This is a genomic window from Micromonospora mangrovicola (assembly GCF_047200535.1).
Lineage (GTDB): Bacteria > Actinomycetota > Actinomycetes > Mycobacteriales > Micromonosporaceae > Micromonospora.
In genome coordinates, this window is sequence record NZ_JBJZOG010000080.1 from 20,578 (window position 1) to 30,508 (window position 9,931).

Here is a 9,931-nt window from a genome sequence, read left to right on the forward strand (position 1 = left end):
GCCGGGGCCGCCCGTCCATACGGGGTGATCCCGCACAGTCATTCTCGCGAAACTTGTTCGACTCTGTCCTGATGTCGGAGAAATCCGTTTCGCGTTTATCCGGCCTCGCTCGTCGCCACCAGCACCTTACCGACCGCGCCGTCCTCCACCGCCTTGTGCGCCGCCGCGGCCGTCGCCAGCGAGTAGTGGTGCAGCGGCAGGCCGGCCTCCTCGCCCACCCGGATCGCGCCCTGCGCCACCGCCGCCGCGATATCGGTCACCGCCTGCGCCTTCGCCGCCTTCGGGGCGGTGTAGATCAGCACGAACTGCCAGCGGGCGTTCGGCACCATCAGCGGCCGGATCGGCAGGGTCACCTCGTCGCCACCGTCGTCCGCGTAGACGCAGACCGCCCCGCCGGTTCGCAGGATCTGCACGTCGGCGGCGGCGTTGCGGGCGGCGGAGACCTCCACGATCGTGTGCACCCCGTCGGGCGCGATCTTGCGGACCTCCTCGACCACGTCCTGCTCGCGGTAGTTGATCACGTAGTTGGCGCCGGCCGCCGCCGCAAGCTGCGCCTTCTCCGGAGTGCTCACCGTGGTGATCACGCAGGCGTCGGCCCAGCGGGCCAGCTGGATCGCCGCGTTGCCCACCGCGCCCGCCCCGCCCTGCACCAGCACCACGTGGTCGCTCAGCGCGCCGACGTGCAGCTTGTCCGGCATGTACTCGCCAGCGGTCAGGCAGCGGTGCGCCGTCATGAACGGGATGCCGAGGCAGGCGCCCAGATCGAACGAGGCGGAGCCCAGCCGGACCGCGTGCCGGACCGGCACCACGGTGTACTCGGTGGCGGTGCCCCAGGGCCGCTGCCAGGCCGCCTCCCAGAGCCACACCCGCGAACCGATCAGGATCTGGTCGACGCCCTCGCCCACCGCCTCGACAACGCCCGCGCCGTCCTGACCCGGGATCTGCCACCCGGCCGGCAGCGGCCAGTTGCGGCGGGCCTTCCAGTCCGTCGGGTTCACCCCGGCGACCGCCATCCGCACCAGCACCTCGCCCGGCCCCGGCTCCGGAACGGGCCGTTCGGCCAGCTGGAGCACCGAGGCGTCCCCGTTGTGCTCGTACACGATCGCCTTCATCGCCGTCCCCTCACCGTCGCCACGTGCGCCACCGGTTGCGCTACCCGGCCGCTCCCTGATCATTCCGATCCGGGGCGCCCCCGAAAACGTACAACCAGGCGGTCGGCGGCAGGAGGGCGGCAGGTCGGACGTACCGGTCGTCGGCCGCCCGGTCGGCCACCGACGATCGACGCGGCCGTTCAGCCGAGCCGGTCCACCACCTCCGGGGTGAGCGCGTCGATCGAAGGCAGCAGCACCGCCGCCAGCGCCTCGGCGTCCGGGTCCAGCGGGTACGACCCGTGCGGCACGGCCACCACGCGCGTCCCGGCGGCGGCCGCCGAGCGGACCCCGTTCGAGGAGTCCTCCACCGCCACGCACCGGGCCGGGTCCACCCCGAGCCGCCCCGCCACCGCCAGCCAGACGTCCGGCGCGGGCTTGCCCCGGGCGGTCTCCTCTGTGGAGAGCGTCGCGCCGAAGGCGTCGGCCAGGTCCGTCGCCGCCAGCGCAGCGGCGATCAGCCGGGTGGGGGAGGAGCTGGCCAGCCCCAGCGGCCACCGCGCGGCCATCCGGCGCACCACCGCGTCCGCGTTGTCGATCAGCGGTACGTGCTCCGCGTACCGGCGGGTCATCTCGGCCACCACCTCGGCCGCGACCTGCCCGGCGGAGCGGTCGACGCCCAGTTCGTCGCTGAGGTACGCGGCCCACTCGGCGGTGCTCATCCCCATCAGCCGACGCTGGGTGTCCGGCTGCCAGGTGCCGCCGTGCTCGGCCACGTACGCCCGCCGGACCTGCTCCCAGACCGGCTCGGAGTCCACGATCACGCCGTCCAGGTCGAAGAGCACCGCGTCCACCATGCCGACCATCCTGCCCGAGCCGGCGGCCGTACCCGGCCAGCCGAGGCGGATCAGGCCAGGAAGGGGGCCCACTGCCGTACGGCGACGACCTCCACCCCGCGCGTGGTGAAGTACGGGTCGGCGGCGAGTAGTTCGTCCAGCGACGCCCGGTCCGGCACGTCGAAGATGAGCACCGCGCCGGAGTCGTCGGCCAGCGGCCCGGACATCCGCACCTTCCCCTCGCCGTGCAGGGCGGTGAGCAGGCTGCGGTGGGCAGGCCGGGCGGCGAGCCGTTCCGGAGCGTCGGTGAAGGCCAGTTCCACGATCCACATGCCGCCCATCCTGCCCGACGGCCTCGCTCCCGAGGGGTCAGCCGGTCGGGGCGACCGAGCGCTGCGCGGGCAGGCCGATCGGACTCTGCGGCGGGATGACCGTGCGGCACCGGGTGGAGATCGGGTCGAGCAGCTCCCGCAGCCGGGCCGTCCGCTCCGCGCCCAGCGCCCGCCACGGTCCGGCGGCGGCCCGGTCGGTGGCCTCCTCGACCGCCCGGAACGTCGCCGTGCCGTGCTCGGTCGGCGCCCGCTCGGCGGTCAGCCAGCCCTTCTCGACCAACCGCTCCTCGGCGGCGGCCCACTCCTGGTCGGTCCAGCCCCGGGCCCGCTGGTGGAACTCGCGCGACTGGTCGACCCGGCACCGCCAGGCCACCACCTCGACCGGATCCAGCCCCGTGGTGACCAGCGCGGCCACGTGCCCGTCGCCGCGGTGCTCGCGCAGCGTCGTGGCGGCCTGCCAGAGCCGGGCCAGTGGGTATTCGCCCCGGGGCAGGGCGGCGTTGACCGCGCCGAGCATCCGGCCGGCCGTTTCGACCCGGCCGGCCGCCTCCTCCAGCAGCTCGGCAGCCTCCACCAGGTGCGCCTCGGGCAGCTCGTAGGTGAACTCGGCGAGCGCCTGCACCGCGCCGGTGAGCCGGGCGCGCAGCGCCTCCTCCGGGGTGGCCAGGCGCCACACCGAGGGCAGCGCCCGGGCCACCATCGACGGCGCGAAGCTGAAGAACGCGGCGATCACGGCCGGCGCCTCGACCGGGCCGAGCGGGGCGGTCCGGCCGGCGAAGTAGCCCCGCCAGTAGCCGCGCAGCCCGACCGCCTCGTACGCGGCGCGGGCCCGCGGGTGAAAGTAGGTCACCGCGTGGACCGGCTCGAAGTGCGTCCACATCACCCGGGCGAACCCGGGGTCATCCAGCACCGCCACGTGCACCTCCGCGTCGGTCGGTCAGGTCACCGCGGGCGGGGGCACCCGCGATGACCACGAACCTACTGCCGTTGGGTGAACGGACGGAAGCCCTCTGTGACCTACTGCGCGGCGAGCACGTCCACGACGAAGCGCAGCGGCCCGGCGGGACGACCGCCCGACGCGTCGTTGCCGTACGCCAGCTCGGCCGGGATGTCCAGCTGCACCCGGCTGCCCACCGGCACGCCGACGAGGCCCTGGTCCCAGCCGGGGATGACCTGGCCGACACCGATCGCGAAGGTGGCCGGCTGGCCGTTGTTCCAGGAGGCGTCGAACTCCTTGCCGTCCTTGTAGAACACGCCAACGTAGTTGGTGGTGATCTGCTGACCCTTCTTGACCTCCGGGCCCTTGCCCTTGATCAGCGTGGTCACCGTGAGCTTCTTCAGCTCGCCCTTGCCCGCCTCGACCGTCGGCCGGGTGGCCAGCGCCGGGTCGGCGCCCTCGGGCAGCGCCGGAGCGGCCACGGTGGGCTCGACGATGGAGCTGGGCGACGGGCTGGTGGTGGCCGCGGGCTTCTTGTCGTCGTCGTTGTTGAGCCAGACGATGCCACCGATCAGCGCGGCCACTGCGAGGACACCCACGGCGGCACCCAGCATCGACTGCCGCCGACGCCGCGCCTCGGCGGCCTTCTTCGCCGCCAGCTGGGCGGCCAGCCGCCGCTCCGCCTTGGTGCCCGGGCCCTGGCCCGCCGACCGGTTCTGCACGCGCTCGCTCACGTCGACTCCCCTGCTGAGTGGGTGGGTGCGCCCCCGGCGGGCCGCCGCCGAGGCCAGCGCACACGGTACCCGGCCGGACGCCCGCAGTGCTCCCACGGCCGGCCCGGATCGGACAGGAGCCGGGTCAGCCGCCTTTTCCGGGAGTAGGTTCTCGACCATGGCGATCCTCACCGAAGAAGACCTGGCCCTGCTCTCCGAACCGCAGCTCGCCCACGTGGCCACGATCGAGGCCGACGGCTCGCCGCACGTCACCCCGGTCTGGGTGGACACCGACGGCGAGCACATCGTGTTCAACACCGCCAAGGGCCGGCAGAAGTACGTCAACATGGCCCGCAACCCGGTGGTCGCGGTCTCGGTCGTGGACAAGGCGAACGACTTCCGCACGCTCTGGGTGAAGGGCAACGCGGAGTTCGTCGTGGAGGGGGCCGACGAGCACATCGACCGGATGGCGCAGAAGTACCTCGGACAGGACACCTACCCGTTCCGCCAGCCCGGCGAGGAGCGGGTGATCGTCCGGATCACCCCGACCGAGAGGCTCGGCCGCGGCTGAGGTGAGAGGAGGGGCCCTTCCTGACGCCCGGCCCCTCCTGACTGCCGTCAGGCGGTCTTGCGCGGCGCCGCCTTCTTCGCGGGGGCCTTCTTCGCGGGGGCCTTCTTGGCCGCCGCCTTCTTGGCGGGCTCCGCCTTCTTCTCGGCGGCCTTCTTCGCGGGGGCCTTCTTCTCGGCGGCCTTCTTCGCGGGGGCCTTCCTCTCGGCGGCCTTCTTGGCGGGTGCCTTCTTCGCCGCCTTCGCCGCCTTCTGCGCGGACCGGGCCGCCGAGATCGGGGTCGGCTCGCCCCCGCCGCCGGGCGGCGCCTCGCCCCGGGCCGCCCGGGCCCGCTCGACCGACGCCTTCAGCGCGGCCATCAGGTCCACCGCGGCGGCCGGCGCGGCCTCTTCCTCCTCCGGCTGGACCACCTCACGGCCCTCGATCTTGGCGTCGATGACCTCCTGCAACGCCGCGCGGTAGTCGTCGGTGAAGGCGTCCGGCTCGAACTCGCCGGCCATCGAGTCGATCAGCGAGCTGGCCATCGCCAGCTCCGGGGGACGCACCTTCAGGTCCTCGTCGAGGAAGCCGAAGTCCGGGGTACGCACCTCGTCCGGCCAGAGCATCGTGTTGAGCAGCAGCACGCCCTCGCGGACCCGCAGGGTGGCCAACTGCTCCCGCTGGCGCAGCGCCACCTTGACGATCGCCACCCGCTCCGAGTCGCTCAGCGCGTCCCGCAGCAGCACGTACGGCTTGGTGGCCGAACCCTCCGGCTCCAGGAAGTACGCCTTGTTGTAGAGGATCGGGTCGACCTGCTCGGCGGGGACGAACTCCAGCACGTCGATCGCGTGCGAGGTGCTCAGCGGCAGCTCGGCGAAGTCCTCGTCGGTGAGGATGACCATCTCGCCGCCGCCGATGTCGTACCCCTTGGCGATGTCGTCGTAGGTGACCTCCTCGCCGCAGACCTGGCAGGTGCGCTTGTAGCGGATGCGCCCGCCGTCCTCCCGGTGCACCTGGTGGAAGCGGATGTCCTTCTCCTCGGTGGCCGAGTAGACCTTCACCCCGATCGACACCAGGCCGAACGACACCGCTCCTTTCCAGATGGCCCGCATCCCGCGCTCCTCTCCCCGGTTCTGACCAGGATCGCAAACGATCGAACGGCACGCACGCGCTTCCGTGCGCAACTACAGTCAGGAGGTGCCCGGCGCGCCGTTGAAGCCGATGCTCGCGATGACCGGGCAGCTCCCGGCCGGTGCCGGCTGGGCGTACGAGTTCAAGTGGGACGGGGTCCGCGCGCTCGCCGACGTGGTCAACGGGCGCCAGCACCTGTTCGCCCGCTCGGGCGTGGACATCACCGTCGCGTACCCGGAACTGATTCCCCTTGCCGAGCAGGTCGACGACGCGCTGCTGGACGGTGAGGTGGTGCTCTTCACCGACGGGCAGCCGTCGTTCACCGCCCTCGCGGAGCGGATGCACGTGCGCAACGCGGCCAAGGCGGCCCGGCTGGCGGCCGCCGCGCCCGTCACGTACATGATCTTCGACCTGCTGCGGCTGCGCGGCGAGGACCTGACCGGCCGTCCGCTGCGGGAGCGGCGGGCGGCGCTGGAGTCACTCGGGCTCGGTGCCGCCCGGTGGGCGGTGCCGCCCGCCTTCCCCGACGGCCCGGCCACCTACGAGGCCGCCGGCGAGCACGGCCTGGAGGGGGTGATGGCCAAGCGGGTCGACTCGCTCTACCGGCCCGGGGTGCGCTCGCCCGACTGGGTCAAGGTCAAGCTGGAGGTGACCGGCGACTTCGTGGTCGGCGGCTGGCGGCCCGGCGCGCGGAAGATCGGCGGCCTGCTGGTCGGGGTGCCCCGGCCGGACGGTCGGCTCACCTACCGGGGGCGGGTCGGCGGCGGGATCGGCACGGCCCTGGAGCGGGAGCTGCTGCGCGAACTGGAGCCGCTGCGCGGCGGCGCGTCGCCGTTCGCCGGGGACGTGCCGCGCGAGGATGCCCGGGGCGCGATCTGGGTAACTCCGCAGGTCGTGGTCGAGGTGAAGTACGGCCAGCGGACCCCGGACGGGCGGCTGCGCTTCCCGCGGATCCTGCGCCTGCGCCCGGACAAACCACCGGAGGAGGTCGACGATGCCAGCTGAGCGGCTCAAGGTGGAGGTCGAGGGGCGTGCGCTGGAGCTGTCCAACCTGGACAAGGTCCTCTATCCCAAGCCCGGTTTCACCAAGGGTGAGGTGATCGACTACTACACCCGGATCGCCCCGGTGCTGCTGCCGCATCTGCGGGACCGGGCGCTCACCCGGATCCGCTTCCCGAACGGCGTCGAGGGCGGCTCCTTCTTCGAGAAGAACGCCCCGGCTGCCACCCCCGACTGGGTACGCACCGAGACGCTGCCCGCCCCCGGGTCGAGCAAGGGCCGGGAGACCATCGACTACGTGGTCGCCGACGACCTGCCGACCCTGGTCTGGCTGGCCAACCTCGCCGCCTTGGAGCTGCACACGCCGCAGTGGAAGGTCGGCGAGCACCCGGACATGATGGTGGTCGACCTGGACCCGGGCGCCCCGGCGGCGCTGAAGCAGTGCTGCCAGGTGGCGCTGCTGATGCGCGACCGGCTGGCCGAGGACGGCGTCGACTCGTACCCGAAGACCTCGGGGAAGAAGGGCATGCAGCTCTGCTGCCCGATCGCCGGCACCCAGGACGCCGACGAGGTCTCCGCGTATGCCAGGCGGATCGCCCGGGAACTGGAGCAGGCGCACCCGAAGCAGGTCGTGTCGAAGATGGCGAAGAACCTGCGCCCCGGCAAGGTCTTCATCGACTGGAGCCAGAACAACGCGGCGAAGACCACGGTCGCGCCGTACTCGCTGCGCGCCCAGCCGGTGCCGTCGGTGTCCACCCCGTTGACCTGGGACGAGGTCGAGGCCGGGGCGGCCGGGAAGCGGCCGTCGACGCGGCCGTACACGGCCGACGAGGTGCTCAAGCGGGTGGCGAAGCAGGGCGACCTGCTGGCCCCGCTGCTGGACGGCGGCCCGGAGCTGCCGTCGCGCTGAGCGTGCCCTGTCCAAGATCGCGCTGCCCACTGGGAGTAGTGGCCTCGCGGTCCGCTTGAGGCCACTACTCCCAGTATGGAGCTCGTCCGGTCGGTCAGCCGCGAGCGGCGTCCCAGGCGGCGCTGCTGCGGAAGTAGGTGTCGTACAGCTCCTGCACCTCCAGCAGGCTCTGCGGCGGCACTTTCCCGTACGCGATGCGTTCCAGGTGCCGAAAGTACTCGAACCGCTCGACGCCGGGCGTGATGACGATGAGGATGTCCGCGTCCTCGCCGAGGGCGGCGGCGAACGCGTGTGCCAGGCCGGGCGGCACGATGACCAGGTCGCCCCGTTCGGCGGTGACCACCTGGTCGCCGGAGAGCAGCTGCGCGGTGCCGTCCAGCAGGTAGAACAGCTCGGCGGAGTTGGCGTGGTGGTGCGGCTTCGCGCCGTCCGCACCGTTGTTGAGGGTGACCCGCTGGGTGGAGAGCGCGCCGCCGGTGGCGCTGCTGTCGGCGAGCAGCCGGATCGTGGTCGGCGCGCGGCCCACCACCTCGGCGTCGGCCGCGCGGACGATGACGGACTGGTCGAAGTCGGGCGTGATCAGGGACATCTGAGGGCTCCTTCGTGGGGACCGCGGTTCGTTACAGGGCGAACAGCAGGACGGCGTCGAGAAGTACGACCACGGCGGTGGCGAAGTGGATGCCGAAGGCGGCGGCCTTCGTGCCGCCGTTCCGCAGCACGATCACGGTGTCGCCCAGCGGTTCGAGCGCGCCGAGCAGCATGTACCAGGCGACCGCGGTGGGGGTGGTGAAGGCGATCAGGGCGAGGCCGAGCAGGCCGTAGGTGAGGTCGCGCAGTCCCTTGACGGTGAGGTAGGCGCGGTCCCCGTCCGGTTTGGCCGGCACGCCGTAGCCGGCGGCGGCGCCGTCGGGCTGCAGGAGGAAGCGGGCGCCGATGACGACGACGAGGAGGCTGATGACGATGGCGAGTCCGTAGGCGAGGGGGCTGAGCATCTCCGACTCCAATTGCTAGCGCTGCTAGATTTGAGAGCGAAGCTAGCAGAATTTCGGCAGGATGGCTAGCAGTGCTAGGTTTCGGTCATGGCTATTCGGGAGCGCCGGGAGCGCGAGCGGGCGGAACGGGAGCGGGCGATCGTCGCTGCCGCACGGGAACTGGCCGAGTCGGAGGGCTGGGACGCGGTGACCACCCGCCGCCTCGCCGCCGAGATCGAGTACAGCCAGCCCGTGCTGTACAGCCACTTCAAGGGCAAGGACGCCATCATGGCGGCGGTCGCCGTGGAAGGCTTCGGCGACCTGGCCCGGGACCTGGCCGCCGCGCGTACCGCCGCGACCGGCGAGCGGCAGGCGGTGGCCGACGTCGCCGCCGCCTACGCCGCGTTCGCCGAGCGACGGCCCGCGCTCTACGACGCGATGTTCAACCTCACCGTCGACCTGCCGTTCGCCACCGAGGACGTGCCGGTCGACCTGGCCCGGGCCTTCGCCGAGCTGGCCGAGGCGCTGCGCCCGGTCGCCGCGGACGCCGACCTCGAGACGTACACCGAGACCTTCTGGAGCGGGCTGCACGGGCTGGTCGCGCTCATGCGCAGCGGCCGGCTCCGGCGGGCCGAGCACGAGCGGCGACTCGCGGTGCTGGTGGACCGGTTCACCCGCCGACCGGCGACCGGTGGCTAGGGTGGGCGCACCGGCAGACAGGAGCGCCCCGATGGCCGTTCACCCACCGGCCGCCGCGCCGACCGGCACCGACCGGCCGCTGCTCACCTACCACGACGACGCGACCGGGGAGCGCACCGAGCTGACCGCGCGCCAGCTCGGCGACTGGGCGGCGCGCAGCGCCGCGCTGCTGCGGGACGGCTGCGGGCTCGGCCCGGGCAGCCGGGTCGCGGTGCTGCTGCCGCCGCACTGGCGTACCGCCGCGATCCTGGTCGGCGCCTGGTCGGTGGGGATGGCGGTGTCGATCCGGCCCCGGGCCACCGCCGGGCTGCCGGTCCTCGAACCGGGCGGCGACCTGCCGTACGACGCGGTGTTCGTGACCGCGGAACGACTCGACGACTGGCTGGAGGACGTTCCTGAGGGGACGCACCGATACCTGGTCGGCACCGCGCTGGGGCCGCTGGTCGAGGTACCGGTCGGCTGGCTGGACTGGTCGGCCGAGGTGCAGCGGCACCCCGCCACCGCGCCCGACTACGCCGCCGTCGACCCGGCCGACCCGGCCACCCCGGACGGCACCAGCCACGGCGCGTGGCGGCGGCTCGCGACGGAGATCGCCGAGCAGCTCGACCTGCGCGCCGGTGACCGGCTGCTGGTCGACGCGGCCGAGCACGAGCAACCGCTGACGTGGCTGCTCGCGCCGCTGGCCGCCCGCGCGTCCGTGGTCATCCGCGCCAACCTCGACCGGAGTCAGCTGGACGCCGTGGCCGCCGCCGAGCAGGCCACCCGCGT

General features: G+C 72.9%; 13 protein-coding genes. 5 read left to right on the forward strand and 8 right to left on the reverse strand.

The genetic code is table 11. The features are described from left to right. Window positions 1-95 precede the first annotated feature (95 nt). The 5 genes from ACL02O_RS25350 to ACL02O_RS25370 form a co-directional block, all read right to left on the reverse strand. Window positions 96-1,112 (reverse strand): NADPH:quinone reductase, encoded by a 1,017-nt coding sequence (locus tag ACL02O_RS25350; protein ID WP_412820658.1) that lies wholly within the window; start codon window positions 1,110-1,112, stop codon window positions 96-98. A gap of 179 nt (window positions 1,113-1,291) precedes the next feature. Next, on the reverse strand, window positions 1,292-1,945 hold the full coding sequence (locus ACL02O_RS25355; RefSeq protein ID WP_412820659.1) for an HAD family hydrolase: 654 nt from the start codon (window positions 1,943-1,945) through the stop codon (window positions 1,292-1,294). A gap of 50 nt (window positions 1,946-1,995) precedes the next feature. Then, a complete protein-coding gene (locus ACL02O_RS25360) occupies window positions 1,996-2,256 on the reverse strand; it encodes a YciI family protein (RefSeq protein ID WP_412820660.1) in 261 nt (86 codons plus the stop codon). A gap of 37 nt (window positions 2,257-2,293) precedes the next feature. Beyond that, on the reverse strand, window positions 2,294-3,136 hold the full coding sequence (locus ACL02O_RS25365; protein WP_412820671.1) for an SCO6745 family protein: 843 nt from the start codon (window positions 3,134-3,136) through the stop codon (window positions 2,294-2,296). A gap of 137 nt (window positions 3,137-3,273) precedes the next feature. Continuing rightward, window positions 3,274-3,927: an FKBP-type peptidyl-prolyl cis-trans isomerase gene (locus ACL02O_RS25370; RefSeq protein ID WP_412820661.1), complete on the reverse strand. Its 654-nt coding sequence runs from the start codon at window positions 3,925-3,927 to the stop codon at window positions 3,274-3,276. A gap of 157 nt (window positions 3,928-4,084) precedes the next feature. On the opposite strand from ACL02O_RS25370, the gene ACL02O_RS25375 reads away from it, so the two are divergent. Further along, window positions 4,085-4,477 (forward strand): PPOX class F420-dependent oxidoreductase, encoded by a 393-nt coding sequence (locus ACL02O_RS25375; protein ID WP_412820662.1) that lies wholly within the window; start codon window positions 4,085-4,087, stop codon window positions 4,475-4,477. Window positions 4,478-4,524: 47 nt separating this feature from the next. Here the strand turns inward: ACL02O_RS25375 and ku are convergent, their stop codons facing one another. Beyond that, on the reverse strand, window positions 4,525-5,565 hold the full coding sequence (ku, locus tag ACL02O_RS25380) for a non-homologous end joining protein Ku (protein WP_412820663.1): 1,041 nt from the start codon (window positions 5,563-5,565) through the stop codon (window positions 4,525-4,527). An 85-nt stretch (window positions 5,566-5,650) separates the two neighbouring features. Between ku and ligD (ACL02O_RS25385) the strand changes: the two genes are divergently transcribed. Both ligD (ACL02O_RS25385) and ligD (ACL02O_RS25390) read left to right on the forward strand, forming a co-directional pair. After that, complete coding sequence (ligD, locus tag ACL02O_RS25385) at window positions 5,651-6,589, forward strand: non-homologous end-joining DNA ligase (RefSeq protein WP_412820672.1); 939 nt, start codon at window positions 5,651-5,653, stop codon at window positions 6,587-6,589. Further along, window positions 6,579-7,493, forward strand: coding sequence for a non-homologous end-joining DNA ligase (gene ligD / locus ACL02O_RS25390; RefSeq protein WP_412820664.1), 915 nt, complete (start codon window positions 6,579-6,581; stop codon window positions 7,491-7,493). Before ligD (ACL02O_RS25385) ends, ligD (ACL02O_RS25390) begins: the two co-directional genes overlap by 11 nt. Window positions 7,494-7,587: 94 nt before the next feature. Here ligD (ACL02O_RS25390) and ACL02O_RS25395 read toward each other — a convergent pair whose 3' ends face one another. Together ACL02O_RS25395 and ACL02O_RS25400 are read right to left on the reverse strand one after the other, a co-directional pair. Next, window positions 7,588-8,082, reverse strand: a complete 495-nt coding sequence (locus ACL02O_RS25395; RefSeq protein ID WP_412820665.1) for a cupin domain-containing protein — start codon at window positions 8,080-8,082, stop codon at window positions 7,588-7,590. A gap of 31 nt (window positions 8,083-8,113) precedes the next feature. After that, on the reverse strand, window positions 8,114-8,485 hold the full coding sequence (locus ACL02O_RS25400) for a DUF4267 domain-containing protein (protein WP_412820666.1): 372 nt from the start codon (window positions 8,483-8,485) through the stop codon (window positions 8,114-8,116). Window positions 8,486-8,572: 87 nt separating this feature from the next. Between ACL02O_RS25400 and ACL02O_RS25405 the strand changes: the two genes are divergently transcribed. Beyond that, a complete protein-coding gene (locus ACL02O_RS25405; RefSeq protein ID WP_412820667.1) occupies window positions 8,573-9,163 on the forward strand; it encodes a TetR/AcrR family transcriptional regulator in 591 nt (196 codons plus the stop codon). A gap of 31 nt (window positions 9,164-9,194) precedes the next feature. After that, window positions 9,195-9,931: TIGR03089 family protein (locus ACL02O_RS25410; RefSeq protein ID WP_412820668.1), on the forward strand; the 737-nt coding region annotated here is incomplete at its 3' end.

Excerpts from the sequence above, each read along its gene's own strand:
- ACL02O_RS25365 (WP_412820671.1), bottom strand. The coding sequence starts at position 3,136 with ATGTGGACGCACTTCGAGCCGGTCCACGCGGTGACCTACTTTCACCCG.
- ACL02O_RS25355 (WP_412820659.1), bottom strand. The coding sequence starts at position 1,945 with ATGGTGGACGCGGTGCTCTTCGACCTGGACGGCGTGATCGTGGACTCC.
- ACL02O_RS25400 (WP_412820666.1), bottom strand. The coding sequence starts at position 8,485 with ATGCTCAGCCCCCTCGCCTACGGACTCGCCATCGTCATCAGCCTCCTC.
- ACL02O_RS25375 (WP_412820662.1), top strand. The coding sequence starts at position 4,085 with ATGGCGATCCTCACCGAAGAAGACCTGGCCCTGCTCTCCGAACCGCAG.
- ACL02O_RS25350 (WP_412820658.1), bottom strand. The coding sequence starts at position 1,112 with ATGAAGGCGATCGTGTACGAGCACAACGGGGACGCCTCGGTGCTCCAG.
- ACL02O_RS25405 (WP_412820667.1), top strand. The coding sequence starts at position 8,573 with ATGGCTATTCGGGAGCGCCGGGAGCGCGAGCGGGCGGAACGGGAGCGG.
- ku (WP_412820663.1), bottom strand. The coding sequence starts at position 5,565 with ATGCGGGCCATCTGGAAAGGAGCGGTGTCGTTCGGCCTGGTGTCGATC.
- ACL02O_RS25395 (WP_412820665.1), bottom strand. The coding sequence starts at position 8,082 with ATGTCCCTGATCACGCCCGACTTCGACCAGTCCGTCATCGTCCGCGCG.
- ligD (WP_412820664.1), top strand. The coding sequence starts at position 6,579 with ATGCCAGCTGAGCGGCTCAAGGTGGAGGTCGAGGGGCGTGCGCTGGAG.
- ACL02O_RS25360 (WP_412820660.1), bottom strand. The coding sequence starts at position 2,256 with ATGTGGATCGTGGAACTGGCCTTCACCGACGCTCCGGAACGGCTCGCC.